This window comes from Stenotrophomonas sp. STEN033 (genome assembly GCF_056856655.1).
Genome location: NZ_JBXFWM010000084.1, coordinates 1 through 17,828 on the forward strand (window position 1 = coordinate 1; position 17,828 = coordinate 17,828).

19 protein-coding genes are annotated in these 17,828 nt (G+C 65.3%); 8 read left to right on the forward strand and 11 right to left on the reverse strand.

The genetic code is table 11. The annotated features are described in order from the left end of the window. Positions 1-162: 162 nt before the first annotated feature. The 9 genes from AC1VXC_RS19295 to pdhA form a co-directional block, all read right to left on the reverse strand. Positions 163-927 (reverse strand): SDR family NAD(P)-dependent oxidoreductase, encoded by a 765-nt coding sequence (locus AC1VXC_RS19295; RefSeq protein ID WP_313170934.1) that lies wholly within the window; start codon positions 925-927, stop codon positions 163-165. 77 nt (positions 928-1,004) lie between these two features. Further along, positions 1,005-1,427 (reverse strand): hypothetical protein, encoded by a 423-nt coding sequence (locus AC1VXC_RS19300; protein ID WP_313170932.1) that lies wholly within the window; start codon positions 1,425-1,427, stop codon positions 1,005-1,007. 70 nt (positions 1,428-1,497) lie between these two features. Continuing rightward, a complete protein-coding gene (locus AC1VXC_RS19305; RefSeq protein ID WP_481539899.1) occupies positions 1,498-1,884 on the reverse strand; it encodes a VOC family protein in 387 nt (128 codons plus the stop codon). 159 nt (positions 1,885-2,043) lie between these two features. Next, entirely contained in the window at positions 2,044-2,553 is a 510-nt protein-coding gene (locus tag AC1VXC_RS19310; RefSeq protein ID WP_481539900.1) for a DUF998 domain-containing protein, read from the reverse strand. Between the two features lie 26 nt (positions 2,554-2,579). Continuing rightward, positions 2,580-2,921 (reverse strand): hypothetical protein, encoded by a 342-nt coding sequence (locus tag AC1VXC_RS19315; RefSeq protein WP_481527807.1) that lies wholly within the window; start codon positions 2,919-2,921, stop codon positions 2,580-2,582. A 277-nt stretch (positions 2,922-3,198) separates the two neighbouring features. Next, positions 3,199-4,584, reverse strand: a complete 1,386-nt coding sequence (locus tag AC1VXC_RS19320; RefSeq protein ID WP_313170925.1) for a dihydrolipoamide acetyltransferase family protein — start codon at positions 4,582-4,584, stop codon at positions 3,199-3,201. Further along, positions 4,581-4,934, reverse strand: coding sequence for an SH3 domain-containing protein (locus tag AC1VXC_RS19325; RefSeq protein ID WP_313170923.1), 354 nt, complete (start codon positions 4,932-4,934; stop codon positions 4,581-4,583). The genes AC1VXC_RS19320 and AC1VXC_RS19325 overlap by 4 nt, the downstream gene beginning before the upstream one ends. Position 4,935: 1 nt before the next feature. After that, the gene (locus tag AC1VXC_RS19330) at positions 4,936-6,015 is read right to left on the reverse strand and encodes an alpha-ketoacid dehydrogenase subunit beta (RefSeq protein ID WP_481539901.1); all 1,080 of its coding nucleotides are present in this window, start codon (positions 6,013-6,015) and stop codon (positions 4,936-4,938) included. Beyond that, positions 6,008-7,096: a pyruvate dehydrogenase (acetyl-transferring) E1 component subunit alpha gene (pdhA, locus tag AC1VXC_RS19335; RefSeq protein WP_313495647.1), complete on the reverse strand. Its 1,089-nt coding sequence runs from the start codon at positions 7,094-7,096 to the stop codon at positions 6,008-6,010. Before pdhA ends, AC1VXC_RS19330 begins: the two co-directional genes overlap by 8 nt. Positions 7,097-7,504: 408 nt before the next feature. Between pdhA and AC1VXC_RS19340 the strand changes: the two genes are divergently transcribed. The 4 genes from AC1VXC_RS19340 (at position 7,505) to AC1VXC_RS19355 (ending at position 12,127) form a co-directional block, all read left to right on the forward strand. Next, positions 7,505-8,365: a tryptophan 2,3-dioxygenase gene (locus tag AC1VXC_RS19340; protein ID WP_313170918.1), complete on the forward strand. Its 861-nt coding sequence runs from the start codon at positions 7,505-7,507 to the stop codon at positions 8,363-8,365. Positions 8,366-8,577: 212 nt separating this feature from the next. Next, positions 8,578-10,086 (forward strand): peptide MFS transporter, encoded by a 1,509-nt coding sequence (locus AC1VXC_RS19345; protein WP_313170916.1) that lies wholly within the window; start codon positions 8,578-8,580, stop codon positions 10,084-10,086. A gap of 10 nt (positions 10,087-10,096) precedes the next feature. Continuing rightward, a complete protein-coding gene (locus tag AC1VXC_RS19350; protein WP_481527804.1) occupies positions 10,097-10,690 on the forward strand; it encodes a thioredoxin family protein in 594 nt (197 codons plus the stop codon). Positions 10,691-10,996: 306 nt separating this feature from the next. Next, entirely contained in the window at positions 10,997-12,127 is a 1,131-nt protein-coding gene (locus AC1VXC_RS19355) for a hypothetical protein (protein ID WP_313495645.1), read from the forward strand. A 13-nt stretch (positions 12,128-12,140) separates the two neighbouring features. Here AC1VXC_RS19355 and AC1VXC_RS19360 read toward each other — a convergent pair whose 3' ends face one another. Next, positions 12,141-12,635 carry a MarR family winged helix-turn-helix transcriptional regulator gene (locus AC1VXC_RS19360; RefSeq protein WP_057626456.1) on the reverse strand — a complete coding sequence of 165 codons (495 nt, stop codon included), beginning with the start codon at positions 12,633-12,635 and terminating at the stop codon, positions 12,141-12,143. A gap of 128 nt (positions 12,636-12,763) precedes the next feature. Here AC1VXC_RS19360 and hppD point away from each other — a divergent pair, with 128 nt between their 5' ends. Beyond that, a complete protein-coding gene (gene hppD, locus AC1VXC_RS19365) occupies positions 12,764-13,873 on the forward strand; it encodes a 4-hydroxyphenylpyruvate dioxygenase (protein WP_313495643.1) in 1,110 nt (369 codons plus the stop codon). Between the two features lie 230 nt (positions 13,874-14,103). After that, positions 14,104-15,402 (forward strand): homogentisate 1,2-dioxygenase, encoded by a 1,299-nt coding sequence (hmgA, locus tag AC1VXC_RS19370; RefSeq protein ID WP_482995083.1) that lies wholly within the window; start codon positions 14,104-14,106, stop codon positions 15,400-15,402. A 1-nt stretch (position 15,403) separates the two neighbouring features. On the opposite strand, the gene AC1VXC_RS19375 is transcribed toward hmgA, so the two are convergent. Then, complete coding sequence (locus tag AC1VXC_RS19375; RefSeq protein ID WP_481539374.1) at positions 15,404-15,958, reverse strand: hypothetical protein; 555 nt, start codon at positions 15,956-15,958, stop codon at positions 15,404-15,406. Positions 15,959-16,089: 131 nt separating this feature from the next. Between AC1VXC_RS19375 and AC1VXC_RS19380 the strand changes: the two genes are divergently transcribed. Both AC1VXC_RS19380 and AC1VXC_RS19385 read left to right on the forward strand, forming a co-directional pair. Next, on the forward strand, positions 16,090-16,686 hold the full coding sequence (locus tag AC1VXC_RS19380) for a lectin (protein WP_481539375.1): 597 nt from the start codon (positions 16,090-16,092) through the stop codon (positions 16,684-16,686). A 77-nt stretch (positions 16,687-16,763) separates the two neighbouring features. Then, positions 16,764-17,714, forward strand: coding sequence for a calcium/sodium antiporter (locus AC1VXC_RS19385; RefSeq protein ID WP_313495076.1), 951 nt, complete (start codon positions 16,764-16,766; stop codon positions 17,712-17,714). The last annotated feature ends 114 nt before the right edge of the window (positions 17,715-17,828 follow it).

Below are 17,828 nucleotides of genomic sequence, written 5' to 3' on the forward strand. Positions count from 1 at the left end.
GGTGGGGTCGGGGTCGTGGGTGTGTGTTGGGTTGGTGCTGGCTGGGGCTGGGGTGGTTGGGGGGCGGGGGGTCCGCGGGGAAGCCGGGGATCGGTGAGCGCATCGGCTTCGCGGCTCGCGCCGCTCCTACAAACAGCAGCTCCCACAAACGGCAGGCGAGGCTCAGGCCGGCAGTGACTGCCCGCCATCCACCGCCAGCACCTGGCCGGTGATCCAGCGCGCTGCCGGCGAGCACAGGAACACCGCGGTGTTGGCCACATCCTCGACATTGCCGAAGCCACCGAACGGGATCTTGTTGCGGATCTGTTCGTACAGTTCGGGTGCGCTGCTGCGGCGCTGCTCCCACAGTCCGCCGGGGAATTCGATCGAGCCCGGTGCCAACGCGTTGACCCGGATGCGCTCACGCGCCAGCTCGGTCGCCAGGCTGGTGGTGTAGTAATTCAAGGCGGCCTTGGCGGCGGAGTAGGCCGCTGCGCGTGGCGTCGGCACCGAGGCGTTGATCGAGCTGATGTTGAGGATGGCCGGCATCGCACTCAGGCGCAGATGCGGCAGGGCAGCGCGGTTGGCGCGCACCGCGGCCATCAGGTCGATATCGAAACCCGCTTGCCAGCTCGCATCGTCATTGCCGTTGCCATAGCCGGAGGCATTGTTGATGAGGATGTCGACGCCACCCAGCGCGGTTGCAGCGGCATCTATCCAGGCTTGAATCTGCATCGGATCGGCGAGATCACATTGCTGCGTGTGCGCGGCGGCTGCGCCATCGCGCAATAACAATTCGGCAGCCTGTTGCAGTGCCGTTGCACCACGCGCACAGAGGCTGATCTTCGCACCGTCGCGGGCAAAGGCCTGGGCGATGGCCAGGCCGATCCCGCGGCTGCCGCCGGCAACCAGCACGCGTGCGTTTTGTAGCGAAACAGAAGGGGGCATTGCTGCGGTTCCGGTGGGCGGAGATCGCGCATTATCCCCGGTTGCGCGTTGCAGGCGGCGAATGCGCTGTTCCGTGCTCAGGGCAGGCCGGGTACGTTCAAGGACGCGAACAGCAGGTTCTGCGCCTTCTTGGCCATGGATCGTGGCAGCTTGGCGATGAAGGTGTCGCCGGTCAGCGCCATGTCGCCGCGGAGGATGAAACCATTGATCTGGGTGTAGCTTTTGACGGTGTATCTGTTCCCATCGCGGGTGACTTCCAGATACATCGGCGAGGTCAGGATGTTGTTGCCCTTGCGATAGACGCGGGTGCCATCGATGTCGCGGACCAGGCGATAGCCCTGCTGGCTTGCCCAGGCATCAACCTTGGCCAGCACGTTCTCATCGGAGCTGAAGGTGGTGAGGTCATGCGGCCTGCCGCTGTTCCTTGCCATCAGTGCGAGGATGTTGACCAGGGCCAGGCCGCCCAGTGCGCCCACGATCATTCCGGTGATCAAACTCATGCTGTTGACTCATTGAAGTTGGGGCGGCATTCCAGCACATCGCAATGCCCGTTGTCGTGAAAATTCAGTGCTATTTCCAGATGTTGGGTATTGCGCCACGTTCCGGATGTTTCATCTGCACGATGCAGAAGCGATGGCCGGTGGGGGCTTCCATCACCCACCAGCGTTTGACCTTGCCGATGCGGCGTGCGCCCAATGCTTCGAGCCGATCCGCCTCGGCATCGATATCGTCGGCCTCGATATCCAGATGCACGCGTGATGCGTGGTCGACGCGCTGCACTTCCACATGCAGTTCGGCCGGCGCGCCCGTCAGTTCTGCGTACTGCGCGCCATCGTCCTCGGTGTAGCCGGGCTCGGCTTTCAGGCCGAGTGCGGGTGCCCAGAACGCGGCGGCGGCATCGCTGTCGGTGCCCTGGCAATCAATGATGAAACCGGCCAGGCGGCTGCGGTGGCTCATGCGGATGCTCCGGTGACAGAGGAGCGCAGCGTACACCGCCTATCCGGATGCGCGTGTTACTGCGGTGTGGGCGACAGGGACGGGAGTGGCGAGTCGCCAGGCGCTGATGCACAACGTGCCGTAGACGCTCCACTCGGCCAGGCGCTGCAGCAGCCCGCGTCAGGGTTGCAGGGGTTCGACCCCCATCAGGACGAACAGCAGCAGCCAGAGTCCTGCCAGCGCAATCCACAACAGGCGTGTGCCTGGGCGGATCGCGGGCGTGGTGGCCAACAACAGCAGGCCCAGTGCGGTGCCCAGATAGGTGAACACGCCGAGCAGGGTATGTAGTGATTGCGAAACGCTTCCGCTGGTTGGGCAGCCCAAGTCGCAGGGCGCCAACGCCGAACCTATCCATGCCAGCGGTTCGAACATCAGCAGCCAGTAGCCGAATCGACTTGCTCCGCGCACGGGTACCTTTCCGGCAAACACGCACAACAGCAGTGCGGCCAGGATTCCCACCGGGATGAAGCCGAACAGGCTGATCAAGCGCGCATGCGCGCTACCGCTCGCACCGAGTTCACTGATGTACTGTGACAGCGGCGAATAGCCGGGTTTGAGTGCGGCACCGCCGAACAGCACCAGCAGGTACACCGCGATGAACAGCAGGATCAGGCAGCGGTGGAAGCGCATCGGCGGCATGCCTGTGGGCGTGCGGGTCAGCGTAGGCGATTGGACAGGAACAGCTCCACCTTGCCGCAGCTCGGGCAGGCATGCAGGTCGAATTCCTCGCGGTTGCCGAACAGTTCACCGATGTCGCCGAGCAGGAAGGGCATGGTCTGCGTGCTTTCGTGGAAGCGCTTGCGGCCAATGAATTCCATCTGCATCCCGGGGCAGCGTGGGCAGTCGATCAAGCGCGGTGCTTGCGTCCAGCTGCGGCTGTCATCGGCCTGATAGCCACGTGGCGGCGGGGCGCCGTCGGCATGGGTGCCGCATTTCCAGCACTGGTCGCGGTTGTCTTCGTTGACTTCCTTGCAGTTGCTGCAGATCCAGGTGCCCATGGTGGTTTTGGCAAGGGTGTGGGATGGGCCAATCGTAGCGCCCGGATGGCGGGTTGGCGTTACAGGTGGGTGATGCTTTTTGTCGGGATCGGGCGAAAGGTCACGAGCAGGTGCTGCCCTCACCCCACCCCCTCTCCCGCCTGCGGGAGAGGGGGTGGGGTGAGGGGAAGCTTCTAGCAAGCAGACCCCAAGCAAGGCACAAGCATGCCCAGTGCAAATGCCAGGCAAAAAAAGGCCCGCATCGCTGCGGGCCTCAAACAACACTACCAACAAATTGTCAGTGAGCCTTGGCCAGATCATCGATCAGCACGCGCAGGAAGCGCGCGGCTTCGCCGCCGGTGCAGGCGCGGTGGTCGAAGGTGACCGACAGCGGGATGACCTTGTGGGTTTCGATGCCGCCCATCACCGGCGTGACCTGGAAGCGGGCACGACCGGCGGCAACGATGGCCACGCACGGCGGTACAACCACCGGGGTGGCGTAACGGCCAGCGAACATGCCGAAGTTGGACAGGCTGATGGTGTAACCGCTCAGCTCCGACGGCGCGATCGAGCGGTCTTCCACCTGCTGGCGCAGACGGTTGATGCCTTCGCGCACGCCACGTGCATCGAGCATGTCGGCATTGCGCAGGGCCGGCACGAACAGGCCGTCGTCGGTGTCCACGGCGATGCCGATGTCGACCTGCGCATGCAGGGTGCGGGTGAGGTTGTCACCGTCGAACCAGGCATTCATCGCAGGCACGGCCTGGCAGGCGCTGACGATGGCGCGGACAAGGCGCGAGGTCATGTCGTTGCCCGGCGCCCAAGCATGGATGTCGGCGTCGTCGCTGAGCGTGGTCGGCACGACCTTGCTGTGTGCGTCGGCCATCACCCGCGCCATGTTGCGGCGCACGCCCTTGAGCGGTTCCGGCTGGCCCTTGGCGACCACGCCCGGAGGGGCGGTACGCATCGGCTTGCCGGCGGCGGACAGCGGGGTGCGGGCGCTTGAGCCCCTCTCCCCCTGGGAGAGGGGTTGGGGTGAGGGTACGGCAGTTGCACTACTAGAGGTCGGACCCTCACCCCCAGCCCCTCTCCCGGCGGGAGAGGGGAGCAAAGCGGACGGGTTCGCCGCCGCCTGCTTCACATCATTCATCGTCACCGCGCCGTCGGCGCCGGTGGCGCGCACGCGGGCCAGGTCGACGCCGAGCTTGCGCGCCATCGCGCGCACCGCCGGTACCGCCTTCACACCGCCGACGGCCACGGCCTGTTCGGTGTGCACGGCATTGGAGCTGACCATCGCGCCAACCACGGTGCCTTCGTCGGCACGTTCGGCGGCAGCGGCGACCACCGGTGCCGGCGCGGCGACGGGTGCCGGCGCAGCCTCGGCCGGCGCGCCGTGGTGATGGCCGGTGTCCTGGCCTTCGGCGCGCTGCGGCAGGTTGGGGTCGAGCTCAAAACTCGCCAGCACGTGGCCGGTGACGACGATGTCGCCGGCGCCGCCGGCCAACTTCAGTACCTTGCCGGAATAGGGCGAGGGCACTTCGACCACGGCCTTGGCGGTCTCCATGGCCACCAGTGGCTCATCGAGCTTGATCACATCGCCTTCCTTGACGAACCACTCCACGATGGTCGCGTCTGGCAGGCCTTCGCCCAGGTCGGGCAGGTTGAAATTCTTGGTCTGGCTCATGTGAGTTTCTCTTCCAGCAATTCAAGTTCGCGCGCTGGCAGCCAGCCCTGCGCGCCATCGGCGCGCTCGGACCACCACCAGCCACCATGTTCGTGATGCAGCCGTACCTGCTCGCCGCGGTCAACGTCCAGCTCGCGTGCGCTGTAGTCACGCAGCGCTTCGGCACGGCCATTGTCCAATACCTGCAACCAGGCGACTGGCGCCCAGCCGGCGCTGCCTTCACTGGTTTTCACCCAGGCGAAGGCCGGCCATTCCTCGTCGCGGACACCGAGCTCGACGATCTGCCCGGTACGGAACTGCAGGGGGTTGCGGTATTGGCTGCGGTAGCTGCCAATCAAGCGTGCCAGCATGTCAGCCCGCCGCGACCGCGCGCTTGGCGGCGCTCACAATCCGCTCAACGCTGGGCAGGTACTTCATTTCCAGGCGGAACAGCGGGATGTGGGTGTCGTAGCCGGCAACGCGTTCGACCGGTGCCAGCAGGTCGTACATCGATTCCTCGGCCAGGCGCGCGGCGATCTCGGCACCGAAGCCGGCTGTCTTCGGTGCTTCCTGCACGATCACGCAGCGGCCGGTCTTGGCCACCGATTCGGCGATGGTGGCGAAGTCCAGCGGACGCAGCGTGGCCACGTCGATGACTTCGGCGCTGATGCCTTCGCCAGCCAGCTTGTCGGCTGCTTCCAGTGCTTCCTTGACCTGTGCACCCCAGGTGACCAGGGTGACGTCGGTGCCGTCACGCAGCACGAAGCAGACGTCCAGCGGCAGGGCTTCGCCGTCGTTGGCGACCACTTCCTTGTACTGGCGGTAGATGCGCTTGGGTTCCATGTAGATCACCGGGTCCGGCTCGCGGATGGCGGCCAGCAGCAGGCCGTAGGCGCGCTGGGGGCTGGACGGCAGCACCACGCGCATGCCCGGCACATTGGTGAAGATGGCTTCGTTGGCTTCGCTGTGGTGTTCCGGCGCGCGGATGCCACCGCCCCACGGCACGCGCAGCACCATCGGGCAATGCAGGCGACCACGGGTGCGGTTGCGCAGGCGCGCGGCATGGCAGATCAGGTGATCGACCATCGGATAGACGAAGCCATCGAACTGGGCTTCAGCCACCGGCTTCATGCCCTGCGCGGCCAGGCCGACGGTGAGGCCGGCAATGGTGGTTTCATCCAGCGGGGTGTCGAGCACGCGCTGCGGGCCGAACTGCTGCTGCAGACCGGCGGTGGCGCGGAACACGCCACCGTTGACGCCCACGTCCTCGCCCAGCACCAGCACCGAGGGGTCGTGCTCCATTTCCCAGGCCAGGGCCTGGGTGACGGCTTCGATGAGGGTGATCGGGGTGGCTGTCATCGGGGTCTCTCCGCTGTTGCTCGCCGCGCTGTGCGCGACGCCGTGATCGTGGCTGGCCGAGGTGACGGCAGCATTGCGCTTGATGTCATCCATGGCGCTGCTCCAGGGCGATGGCGGCAGCACGCTGCGCCAGCAGGTCCGGCGGCGGATCGGCATACAGGTAGTCGAACATCGCCTCGACCGGCTGCACCGGGCAGTTGAGGTAGGCGTTGACCTCCTCGTCGACGCGGGTGCCGCATTCGGCGATCCAGTTCTTTTCTTCTTCCTCGCTCCACACGCCGTGCGCGGTCAGGTACTTGCGCAGGCGGATCAGCGGCTCCTTCAGCCAGGCCGATTTCACTTCGGCGTCGTCGCGGTAGCGGCGTGCGTCGTCGGCGGTGGTGTGGTCGGAGAGGCGGTAGGTGAGGAATTCCAGCACCGTGCCACCCTGGCCGGACAGGGCGCGCTCGCGTGCCTGTTCCATCGCGGCCAGCACGGCGATCAGGTCATTGCCGTCCACCTGCAGGCAGAACAGGCCGCCGGCCAGGCCCTTCTGGGCCAGGGTCTCGGCGCCGGTCTGGGCCGAGCGGGGCACCGAGATGGCCCAGCCGTTGTTCACCACGCACAGGATCAGCGGCAGCTTGTAGGCGCCGGCCGAGTTCACTGCGGCATAGAAGTCGGTCTTGGAGCTGCCGCCGTCACCGCAGACGGTGACTGCAACCTGCGGCAGGTTGCGCAGCTTGAACGACAGTGCCGAGCCGGCCGCATGCAGGCATTGGGTGGAGATCGGTACGCAGATCGGGAAATCGCGGGCCGCATCGCTGTTGCGGTCGTAGTCGCTGCCGCGCTCGTCGCCGCCCCAGTACATCAGCACGTCGCGCGGGCGCACGCCGCGCATGAACATGGCGCCGTACTCGCGGTAGCTGGGGGCGAACACGTCGCCGCTCTTCATGGCCGCGCCGATGCCGACGTGGGCCGCTTCATGGCCCAGGCAGGAGGCAAAGGTGCCGAGCTTGCCGGTGCGCTGCAGCGCCACGGCCTTGGTGTCGAACACCCGCGTGGCCAGCATCTGCTTGAACATCGGCAGCAGCGAGCGCGGCTCACGCAGCGAGGCGGGGAGATCGTCACGTACCAGGTTGCCGTCGGCATCCAGGTACTGCAGGTAATCGATTTGGAACTGGGCGGAAACCGTCATTGCAGCAACACCTTGAACAGATGGTTTCAAATGATAGGAATTACGCATGGTAAGGACTCAGTCCGAAAAAGCCGTCCTGCGCCGCAACAAGATTGACCGGGCACAGGCCAGGTTTGTTCCGCGCAACGAGATCCGGGCGAGCAATTCCAACGTATTCAGTCTGTGACAACAGGAACGGCACATTGTCGCGCTGCTTGGGTTTGCGCGTGTTTCGATTCCGTTTGCGCGGAAGCCAGATCCAGGGCACCCCTCCCCAACCCTCCCCTTGCTTTCGACAAAGGGAGGGGGCGTAGTGCCGACCCATGGTCGGCAGGGGCATTACCGGTAACCCCCTTGCCGACCATGGGTCGGCACTACAGAAGGTCCAACGCTGCGTTACCCTTGCCGCCCCATCCGATGGCCAGGCCGATGACCGTAGAAAAGAACCAGCGTGAGCTCGAAGCCGGTATCCATACCGATCTGCAGGGCCGGCTCACCTACGGCGGCTACCTGCGCCTGGACCAGCTGCTGTCGGCCCAGCAGCCGCTGTCCAACCCGCCGCACCACGACGAAATGCTGTTCATCATCCAGCACCAGACCTCGGAGCTGTGGCTGAAGCTGCTGGGGCATGAGCTGCGCGCGGCGCGGACGCATATGCAGCGCGACGAGGTCTGGCAATGCCGCAAGGTGCTGGCCCGGGCCAAGCAGGTGCTGCGCCTGATGACCGAGCAATGGGCGGTGTTGGAAACCCTCACCCCCTCCGAGTACATGGGCTTCCGCGATGTGCTGGGCCCGTCCTCGGGCTTCCAGTCGCTGCAATACCGCTATATCGAGTTCCTGCTCGGCAACAAGAATGCCGACATGCTCAATGTGTTTGCCCATGACCCGGAAGGGCAGGCGCAGCTGCGCGAGGTGCTGGAGGCTCCCAGCCTGTACGAGGAGTTCCTGGCCTACCTGGCGCGCTTCGGCCATGCCATCCCGGCGGCCTATGAAGGCCACGACTGGACCCAGTCGCATATCAGCGACCCGGCCCTGCGCCAGGTATTCGAGAACATCTATCAGGACACCGACCGTTATTGGCGTGAGTATTCGCTGTGCGAGGACCTGGTGGACCTAGAAACCCAGTTCCAGCTGTGGCGCTTCCGGCACATGCGCACCGTGATGCGGGTGATCGGTTTCAAGCGCGGTACCGGTGGTTCCAGCGGTGTGGGCTTCCTGCGGCAGGCGCTGGAGCTGACCTTCTTCCCCGAGTTGTTCGAAGTCCGCACCACCATCCGTGGCGACGCCTGAACCTGATTCCGGGATTGAAAATTCAACCTATTCAGCCACTTGCGCGGGGTCCTGGGCGAGGCCCCGGTGGCCCCGCGCGGACCTGGCGCAGCACTTGGTTGCAGCAGTATGTATTTGACGTGAAGCCGACGCTTCTGTGATCCTCGCCCGTCGCGCCGGTTCCGGCCGACTTGCTTGCATCACTTACCCACCGAATCACCAGGGGACACCGCATGAGCGCTGCCGCGCCGAATTCCGCATCAACCCCGGCGCCCGTGCCGGAGTTCAAGACCACCCTCGGCCATCCGCGTCCGTTGTGGATGCTGTTCATGACCGAGTTCTGGGAACGCTTTGCGTTCTACGGCATCCGCTGGGCGCTGGTGCTGTACATCGTGGCGCAGTTCCACGGCGGCAACGCAGCGGGCGAAACCCCGGCCAATCACACCTATGGTGCCTACCTGGCGCTGGTGTATGCGGCGGCGATCTTCGGTGGCTACGCGGCCGACCGGATCATCGGTTACCAACGCTCGATCCTGATGGGCGCGGTGATCATGGCCGCCGGCCTGTTCATGATCGCCATCCCCAATCCGCAGGTGTTCAACCTGGGCCTGGCCACGATCATCGTCGGCAACGGCCTGTTCAAGCCGAACATCTCCACGATGGTGGGCAAGCTGTACAAGCTGGATGACGAGCGCCGTGACTCGGGCTTCACCATCTTCTACATGGGCATCAACATGGGTGCGATGATCTCGCCGATCCTCACCCAGATCCTGGCGCAGAAGGTGTTCGGCACCGACGCCATGCCGGCTTACAAGATGGTGTTCATCGCCTCGGGCGTCGGCATGCTGATCAGCCTGTTCTGGTTCCAGCTGGAGCGCCGCCACCTGAAGGGTATCGGTGCGCCGCTGCCGGACAAGCAGGGCAGTGGTCCGGTGATCAAGACCGCCATCGCCTGCCTGGTTGCCATCCCGGTGATGTACGGCCTGCTCAATGCCGGCGCCAACGTGCTGCAGGTGATCCTGACGGTGATGTTCATCGGCCTGGGCATCATGCTGCTGGTCGAAGGCAGCCGCGAAGGCAAGGTCTCGCGCAACCGCGTGATCGCCATGCTGATCATCTTCACCTTCAACGTGCTGTTCTGGATGTTCTTCGAGCAGGCCGGCAGTTCCTTCACCTTCCTGGCCGACCGCATCGTCGACCGTCAGTTCGGTGACTGGACTTTCCCGACCGCCTGGTTCCAGTCGGTCAACTCGATCGCGATCATCACCCTGGCGCCGGTCCTGGCCTGGTTGTGGGTGCGCCTGGGCAAGGCCAACCCGTCGATCCCGCGCAAATTCGGCCTGGGCCTGATCTTCAATGGCCTGGCCTTCCTGCTGCTGATGTTCGCCCTGTCCAGCCTGCTGGACCCGGGCACCAACAAGATCCCGTTCTGGACCCTGTTCGCCGTGTACTGGATCCAGTCCATCGGTGAGCTGTGCCTGTCGCCGATCGGCCTGTCGATGGTGACCAAGCTGGCACCGGTACGTCTGGTCGGCTTTGCGATGGGTGGTTGGTTCCTGTCCACCGGCATCGGCAACAATCTGGCGGGCCTGTTTGCCGGTCACGTCAGTGGCGCCGGCGGCATGACCGTGCAGTCGGCCCATTCCGGCTACACCATGGGCTTCTGGATCCTGATCGGTGGCGGCGTGCTGCTGTTCCTGATCGCCCCGTTGGTGCAGAAACTGATGCATGGCGTGAAGTAAGGAGTTGGCGATGAAACTGCTGTTTGGAATGTTTCCCCTGTTGCTCAGTGTGGCATTGGTCGGCTGCAATCAACCGCCCGCTGCCAAGCCTGAGAAAGTGCAGCCGCTGGATACCTCCGAACAGAAGACACCGGTGGCCGATACCAGCCAACCGGTGGCATCGGGCAACACCCCCACCGCAGCGGATATCGCTGCGGTGGCTGCGCTCAATGCGCAGTTCGACCCGGCCCGTGACCCGGTCGCTGACCTGGAAACGGCCAAGGTCGAGGCCCAGCGTGGTGGCAAGCGGATCATGCTGGACGTGGGCGGCGAGTGGTGCTCCTGGTGCCACCTGCTGGATGCCTTCATGGAAGGCGATTCGGAGCTGCGCCGTTTCCGCGATGCCAACTATGTGTGGATGAAGGTCAACTACAGCGAAGACAACGAGAACGCCGCCTTCCTGTCGCGCTTCCCCGAGATCAAGGGCTATCCGCACCTGTTCGTGCTGGATGCCGAGGGCAAGCTGCTGCACTCGCAGTTCACCGGGGACCTGGAAAAGGGCAAGGGCTACGACCGCGCCAAGTTCGATGCCTTCCTGAAGGAGTGGGCGCCGCCGGCGAAGTAAGCCTGCGATGTGTGAACGAAAACGGCGCCGAAAGGCGCCGTTTTCGTTGCCCCCTCCCTTTGGCCAAAGGCCAAGGGGAGGGTTGGGGAGGGGTGCCTTTGATTTTGCTGTTAGCTGTTAGCTGTCGGCTGGAAGCAAAGCCAAAGCCAAAGCCAAAGCCAAAGCCAAAGCCAAAGCCAAGGCCAAAGCCAAGGCACCCCTCCCCAGCCCTCCCCTGCGCGATGCGCAAGGGAGGGGGCAACAGCCGTCGTCTTCATTTTGTTAGTCCGCGGCCGCTAACGGATCAATCCCTCTGCATCCGGCGTCTTGCCCTTCCTCATCATGCAGCCAGCTGCCAGCCCCGATTCCAGCACCGCCACTGTTGAGCAGGACCTTGCCAGTACCAGCCTGCCCACGGTGGACGAACTGCTGGACGAAAGCGCGGCGCCCGAAGAGTCCGCACCGCCGCCGCGCTACCGGCTGCCACAGGCGGCGGTGCCGCCCAACATCATGTTGCAGTCGGCTGTCACCCGGCTGGTGGAGCAGAAGGAGCAGATCGACCAGGTTGCGCGCAACGGCCTGCTGGCCGGGCTGTTGCCGCCGGAATGGAGCGCGTCGCCTGGCAACGAACTGCGTGCCTTTGTTGCCAGCGTGGTGCCGTTCGCCTCCGACAACGTACGTGGCGAGACCATCGCTGCGCGCGTGCCGCTGAAGTTCCTGCTCGGCCATTCGCAGCGTTGGGGCAAGCCCGATGTGGCCGAACCCAATTCCTTGTCAGCCTATCTGGCCAGCGATGAGCGCGCCAACAGCGGCGTCAGCGATCACGCCGAAGTCATGCTGTTGTCGCCATTGGGGCTGGGCTGGACACACGCCGGCCGCAGCCGTGTCGGTTTCCTGCGCGCGATGGGCGTGGAATCGATGGCCGCCCGGGTGACCGCGCTGCCTTATCCGGCGCCGGAGCAGTTGGCGCTGTATCAGGTCAGCAACGGCGGTCTGACCCAGTTCTGGTGTGTGATGGACAAGCGTCGACTGCGCGCATTGCCGGTGCCGGCCTTGTCGTTGCCATTGCTGACGGCTTATGGCGTGGCGGCGCCGCAGGCATGGCCATCCAACTGGCCTGCACCCGCCGAAGTTGACGCGGCATTGGCGTTGGCGCGCATGGGCAAGGGCGCTGCCGAAGTTGACCTGGTCAAGCTTGTGGACAAAATTGGACGTGACCAGGCCAACGATGCCTGGACCGGCGCCAGCCTGATGCAGCTGCACACCTGGGTGCCGCGCTGGCGGTTCTTCCTGACCTCGTTCATCGGTCTGCCGGCCGGCCTGTTGCTGCTTGCAGCATTGGCGTTGCCCGGCCGCGTGGAAGCGGCGGCGGTGGCGGCGGCATTGGGTTTTGCAGGTGGTGCGATCGCGGCCCTTGCCGCGCCGTGGATCTATGCGCGGCGCAAGCACCTGAGCTGATCGTCGCTGACGATCAACCCTCGTTCATGCGCTGCAGGCCGGCGTCGGCCAGGCGCGTGATCAGGCGTTCGAGTACCTGTTCCTCTTCCTCGGTGAGCGCCGACATCAGCCGCCGTTCCATCTCGATCACCATCGGCGCGATGGTCTCGTAGACCTCGAAGCCTGCGGCAGAAAGCGCCAGCACCGAACGACGACGGTCATCGCCATGGGTCTCGCGTTTGATGAAACCGCGTTCCAGCAGGCGCGCCACGGCGCGGCTGACGGCCACCTTGTCCATTGCCGTGCGCTCGGACACTTCGCTGGCCGAGGAGCCCGGGTACAGCGCCAGGATGGTGATCACCCGCCATTCGGGAATGGCCAGGCCGTAGCGCTCGCCGTACAGCCGGGCGATGTTGCCGCTGACCCGGTTGGACAACACGCTGATGCGGTAAGGCAGGAACTGCTCAAGATCCAGCAACACGTGCGAGGCGCGGATGCTGGTGGACTTGCTGTAATCGGAAGAGCTCATGCTGCAGTGCACCTTGATGGTGGTTTCATGTGAAACTATAACCTTCGGTCCAGACCCGCTTTTTGCGGCGGATCTTCCTGTTTTCATCGCCGGCACCCCGGCGACCGCCATGCTCCCGGAGGCAACCCATGAATACCCCAACCGCATCCAACGCGCCCAACCTGGGCATGCAGGTCACCACCTTTGAAAACCCGATGGGCATCGATGGTTTTGAGTTCGTCGAGTTCGCCGCACCGGCTGGGCAGGCTGCCCAGCTGCACGCCTACTTCAAGAACATGGGGTTCACGGCCGTACTCCGCCACCGGCAGCGTGCTATTACCGTCTACCGTCAAGGCGGCGTCAACTTTCTTGTGAACGAGGAGCCCAATTCGTTCGCCGCCGACTTCGCCGCCAAGCATGGCCCGAGCGCCTGCGGCTTCGCCATCCGCTTCCAGAAGCCGGCCGCCGAGGTACTGTCGGCGGCCCTGGGCAACGGCGCCGAGGAAGTGGACCTGCTGGCCGAAACCCGCGCGGTACCTGCACCGGTGATCAAGGGCATCGGTGATTGCATGCTGTACCTGGTGGACCGCTACGGCACTGCCGGCAGCATTTACGACGCCGACTATGAGGTCATCGACGGTGCCGAGCAGAACCCGGTCGGCTTCGGCCTGACCTTCATCGACCACCTGACCCACAACCTGTACCTGGGCAACATGCAGCAGTGGTCGGACTATTACGAGCGCCTGTTCAACTTCCGCGAGATCCGCTACTTCGACATCAAGGGTGCCAAGACCGGCCTGGTGTCCAAGGCAATGACCGCGCCGGACGGCGTCGTGCGCATCCCGCTCAACGAGTCCTCCGACCCCAAGAGCCAGATCAACGAATACCTCGATGCCTACAAGGGCGAGGGCATCCAGCACATCGCCTGCTTCACCGACAACATCTACGACACGGTCGAAGCGATGCGTGCACAGGGCATCGAGTTCCTGGATACGCCGGACACCTATTTCGACGTGGTCGACCTGCGCATCCCGAACAACGGCGAAGACGTCGAGCGCCTGCGCAGGAACAAGATCCTGATCGACGCCGACCCGGAAACCAAGCAGCGCAAGCTGCTGCAGATCTTCACCAAGAACTGCATCGGCCCGATCTTCTTCGAGATCATTCAGCGCAAGGGCAATGAAGGGTTTGGCGAAGGCAACTTCCAGGCCTTGTTTGAAAGCATCGAGCGCGACCAGATGGACCGTGGTGTGCTGTAAGCGCTTTGCTTGAGGCCTTTGCTTGAGGCCTTTGCTCGAAGCCTTTGCTCAAAGCCCCTCTCCCGCTTGCGGGAGAGGGGTTGGGGTGAGGGCAAGCTCTTGCAGTTGCTGTTGATTTCCGCCGCACCCAGGTCGCCAGTTGCCTTAGGATCAAGTCAAAAGCTCCCCTCACCCCAACCCCTCTCCCGCAAGCGGGAGAGGGGCTCAATCGCAAAACATAGGCCGTCACCATGGTCAGCAACGCTTATCAATCCGGCTTCGGCAATGAGTTCGCCACCGAGGCTGTGCCCGGCACCTTGCCGGTGGGTCGCAATTCGCCGCAGCAGGTGGCGCACGGGCTGTATGCCGAGCAGCTGACCGGCACCGCCTTCACCGCGCCGCGCGGCAGCAACCGCCGCAGCTGGCTGTACCGCATCCGCCCGGCGGCGATGCACGGTGAGTTCACCCCGTTCGAGCAGCCTCGCCTGCACAGCGATTTCAGCAAGGCCGCCGCCTCGCCGAACCAGCTGCGCTGGGACCCGCTGCCGCTGCCCACCACGCCCACCGATTTCGTCGAGGGCCTGTACACGATGGGCGGCAACGGCTCGGCTGAAGCCCATAGCGGCGCCGGCATCCACCTGTATGCGGCCAATGCCGACATGCGCGGTCGCTACTTCTACAACGCCGATGGCGAGCTGCTGATCGTGCCGCAGCTCGGCCGCCTGCGCCTGCGCACCGAGTTGGGCGTGATCGAGATCGAACCGCAGCAGATCGCGGTGATTCCGCGCGGCGTGCGTTTCGCGGTGGAGCTGCCCGATGGCCAGGCGCGTGGCTATGTCTGCGAGAACTTCGGCGCGCTGTTGAAGCTGCCCGACCTCGGCCCGATCGGCAGCAACGGCCTGGCCAACCCGCGCGATTTCGAAACCCCGGTCGCCGCCTACGAAAACGTCGATGGTGAGTTCGAGCTGGTGGCGAAGTTCCAGGGCCGCCTGTGGCGCGCTGACATCGGCCACTCTCCCCTAGACGTGGTCGGCTGGCACGGCAACTACGCGCCGTACCGCTACGACCTGCGTCACTTCAACACCATCGGCTCGATCAGCTACGACCATCCGGATCCGTCGATCTTCCTGGTGCTGCATTCGGCCAGCGATACCCCGGGTACCAGCAACCTGGATTTCGTGATCTTCCCGCCACGCTGGCTGGTGGCGCAGAACACCTTCCGCCCGCCGTGGTTCCACCGCAACATCGCCAGCGAGTTCATGGGCCTGATCCACGGTGCCTACGACGCCAAGGCCGAGGGCTTCGTGCCGGGAGGTGCCTCGATGCACAACTGCATGACCGGCCATGGCCCGGATGCGGCCACCTTCGACAAGGCCTCGCAGGCCGATCTGTCCAAGCCCGACGTCATCACCGACACCATGGCCTTCATGTTCGAAACCCGTGGCGTGATCTGCCCGACCGAACAGGCAATGGAGGCCGCGCACCGCCAGCGCGGCTACCAGGCCTGCTGGAGTGGGCTGCGCAACAACTTCGCGCCGCCGAAGGGCTGAGTCAGGCTGGCAGCGGTGCTGGTTCCAGCACCGCTGCCAGATGCGTTTCCGGCAGCACTTCCTGCAGGCGCCCACGCACGCGCTGGGTATAGCCGTCGGAGGTCATTGCCGGAAGATGGCTGAGCGCCAGCTTCAGTGCGTTCACCGTGTCGCCTTCTTCGCGTGCGGCCTGCAGCAGCTTGTGCAGTTGCGCCGCGATGGGATTGCGCTGCAGTGCCAGGATATCCAGCACGTAGATGCGGGCGGCCACCATCGAGCGCCGCCGCTCCACAGGCGCACGCTGCGGTGCCGGCGCTGGAGCCACGGCCTCGGCGGCTGCCGCGGGGGCAGCCGGGAGTGGGGCAGGCGCGGGCGCAGGTGGCGCGTCCACCTGCAGGTAGCCGTCGCGCTGCAGCTGCGCGATCAATTCGGGCACGTCATTGCCAAGCATGCCGCTCAGTTCGGCCAGGTTGCGCTTGCCGTCGCACAGGATCAGCGCCCGCCGCTGGCGCAGGTCCAGCGCGGCACGGTGCGTCTGCAGCACGGTGTGGCCAAGTTCGGTCTTGTGCGGTTGCATGGCGTTGGGCACGGGCGACGTAGGCGCCCAGCCTGTCGCCATCAGGTGAAACCCCGATGACAAGCCTGTCTTCGCGCGGGCCGCCCATGCTTGCGGCTAGACTCGGCCAGGGACCTGTCCGGAGCTGTCGCATGAATCGTTTTGCCGTGCCGATGTCACTGTTCGCCGTGCTGCTGGTGGCCTGCCAGCGTCCGCCGCCTGCCGAGCCGGTAGCGCCTGCCGCCGCCGCGACGCCGGCGCAGGCGCAGGCGGCAGATGCCGTCAGCACCGCGCCGGCGACAGGCAGCGATGCCGACTGGCAGGGGTATGGCGCAGCCCAGCTTGGGATCGATGTCGAGCAGCTGCGCACGGTCTGGGGCTCCGACTTGCAGGGCGACGCGGCGGCCGATGGCGCCTGCTACTACCTGTCGCCGGCGGCGCACAGCGAGGGTGGGCCGTTCTTCATGGTGGAGGGCGGCAGGTTTCTCCGTTACGACGTGCGTGGTGGCGATACCGCGGCACCGGGCGGTGGCAGGATCGGCATGGACCTGGCGCAGCTGCAGGCGCTTTACCCGCAGGCCGAGCCGTTGCAGCCGCACAAGTACGTGGAAGGCGGCAAGGTGCTGCGGGTGCCGGCAACGGATGGCAGCCAGGGCGCACTGGTGGTCGAGCTGGGCGCCGACGGCAAGGCCACGACGTGGCGCGTGGGCCTGCCGCCGCAGGTGGATTACGTGGAAGGCTGTGGCTGATACGCTGAGGCGGTCATAGGCAGTAGCGCGGGTATGCTCCGGGCACTGCCGTCATCACAGCAGGGGAGGGAGGCGCAATGTTCGAAGCGATCGCATGGTTTGTCCTGGGGCTGGTGCTGTTGGCCCTGGGCGGTGATTCCATCGTCAAGGCGGCCTCCGGCCTGGCCCAGCGCTTCGGTGCCTCGCCCTTCGTCGCGGGTCTGCTGCTGGTGGCCTTCGGTACCTCGTTGCCGGAGCTGGTGGTCAATGCGCGTGCCTTTGCGGTGGGTGCACAGGAGCTGGCGCTGGGTAATGCGGTCGGCAGCAATATCGTCAATGTCGGCCTGACCCTGGGCCTGGCCGCGCTGGCCTTCCCGCTGATGGTGCGTACGCGTGTGCTGTCGCCCTTGCTGGTATTGCTGGCCGTGGCGACGTTGGCCCTGATCGTGTTCGGGCTGGATGGCGCGATCAGCCGCATCGAAGGCATCGTGTTGCTGCTGGGCTTTGTCGGGGTGTTGGCCTTCCTGCTGAAGCGGGCGCGGCATGAGCCCGTGGCATTGCAGGAAAGTATCGCCGACTACGCCACCACCCGTACCGTGCTGGGCTTGAACCTGATCCGCGTGGTCATCGCGGCGGTGGTGCTGTATTACGGCGCGCGTTTCGTGGTACAGGCGGCGCCGGTGATTGGTGCGGGCTGGGGTATGTCGCCGTTGCTGGCCGGTTTGTTGCCGGTGGCCATCGGTACTGCCTTGCCGGAAGTCGCCGCGGCCATTGCCGCTGCACGACGCGGCCAGGGCGACATGGTCGTAGGTCACGTGATCGGTTCCAGCCTGTTCAATGTGCTGGTGGTGATCGGCGGCATGGCGGCGTTGCGGCCGATGCCGTTGCCGGCCTCGTTCGTGCGCCTGGAGCTGCCGGCAGCGATCGTGTTCGTGCTGATGCTGTACCCGATGCTGCGCGGCGACCTGAAGATCAGCCGCGGCGAAGGCGCGGTGCTGTTCGTCGCGTTCCTGGCGTGGGTCGGCCTGGAACTGGCGTTGCTGCACTGACGCTGCTTCTGTAGTGCCGGCGCACCGGCGGCGCAGGGGGTCGCGGGCTGGCGGCCCCCCGGGCGGGCGCGGGGGGTGCGGGGGGGAGCGCGGGGGGCGGGGGCGGGCCCGCGG

Bases quoted from the DNA above. Each gene is read 5' to 3' on its own strand.
- AC1VXC_RS19380 (WP_481539375.1), top strand. From the start codon at position 16,090: ATGAATCGTTTTGCCGTGCCGATGTCACTGTTCGCCGTGCTGCTGGTG.
- pdhA (WP_313495647.1), bottom strand. From the start codon at position 7,096: ATGACGGTTTCCGCCCAGTTCCAAATCGATTACCTGCAGTACCTGGAT.
- AC1VXC_RS19320 (WP_313170925.1), bottom strand. From the start codon at position 4,584: ATGAGCCAGACCAAGAATTTCAACCTGCCCGACCTGGGCGAAGGCCTG.
- AC1VXC_RS19315 (WP_481527807.1), bottom strand. From the start codon at position 2,921: ATGGGCACCTGGATCTGCAGCAACTGCAAGGAAGTCAACGAAGACAAC.
- hppD (WP_313495643.1), top strand. From the start codon at position 12,764: ATGAATACCCCAACCGCATCCAACGCGCCCAACCTGGGCATGCAGGTC.
- AC1VXC_RS19325 (WP_313170923.1), bottom strand. From the start codon at position 4,934: ATGCTGGCACGCTTGATTGGCAGCTACCGCAGCCAATACCGCAACCCC.
- AC1VXC_RS19300 (WP_313170932.1), bottom strand. From the start codon at position 1,427: ATGAGTTTGATCACCGGAATGATCGTGGGCGCACTGGGCGGCCTGGCC.
- AC1VXC_RS19305 (WP_481539899.1), bottom strand. From the start codon at position 1,884: ATGAGCCACCGCAGCCGCCTGGCCGGTTTCATCATTGATTGCCAGGGC.
- AC1VXC_RS19360 (WP_057626456.1), bottom strand. From the start codon at position 12,635: ATGAGCTCTTCCGATTACAGCAAGTCCACCAGCATCCGCGCCTCGCAC.
- hmgA (WP_482995083.1), top strand. From the start codon at position 14,104: ATGGTCAGCAACGCTTATCAATCCGGCTTCGGCAATGAGTTCGCCACC.
- AC1VXC_RS19375 (WP_481539374.1), bottom strand. From the start codon at position 15,958: ATGCAACCGCACAAGACCGAACTTGGCCACACCGTGCTGCAGACGCAC.
- AC1VXC_RS19350 (WP_481527804.1), top strand. From the start codon at position 10,097: ATGAAACTGCTGTTTGGAATGTTTCCCCTGTTGCTCAGTGTGGCATTG.
- AC1VXC_RS19330 (WP_481539901.1), bottom strand. From the start codon at position 6,015: ATGGATGACATCAAGCGCAATGCTGCCGTCACCTCGGCCAGCCACGAT.
- AC1VXC_RS19310 (WP_481539900.1), bottom strand. From the start codon at position 2,553: ATGCGCTTCCACCGCTGCCTGATCCTGCTGTTCATCGCGGTGTACCTG.
- AC1VXC_RS19345 (WP_313170916.1), top strand. From the start codon at position 8,578: ATGAGCGCTGCCGCGCCGAATTCCGCATCAACCCCGGCGCCCGTGCCG.
- AC1VXC_RS19340 (WP_313170918.1), top strand. From the start codon at position 7,505: ATGACCGTAGAAAAGAACCAGCGTGAGCTCGAAGCCGGTATCCATACC.
- AC1VXC_RS19295 (WP_313170934.1), bottom strand. From the start codon at position 927: ATGCCCCCTTCTGTTTCGCTACAAAACGCACGCGTGCTGGTTGCCGGC.
- AC1VXC_RS19385 (WP_313495076.1), top strand. From the start codon at position 16,764: ATGTTCGAAGCGATCGCATGGTTTGTCCTGGGGCTGGTGCTGTTGGCC.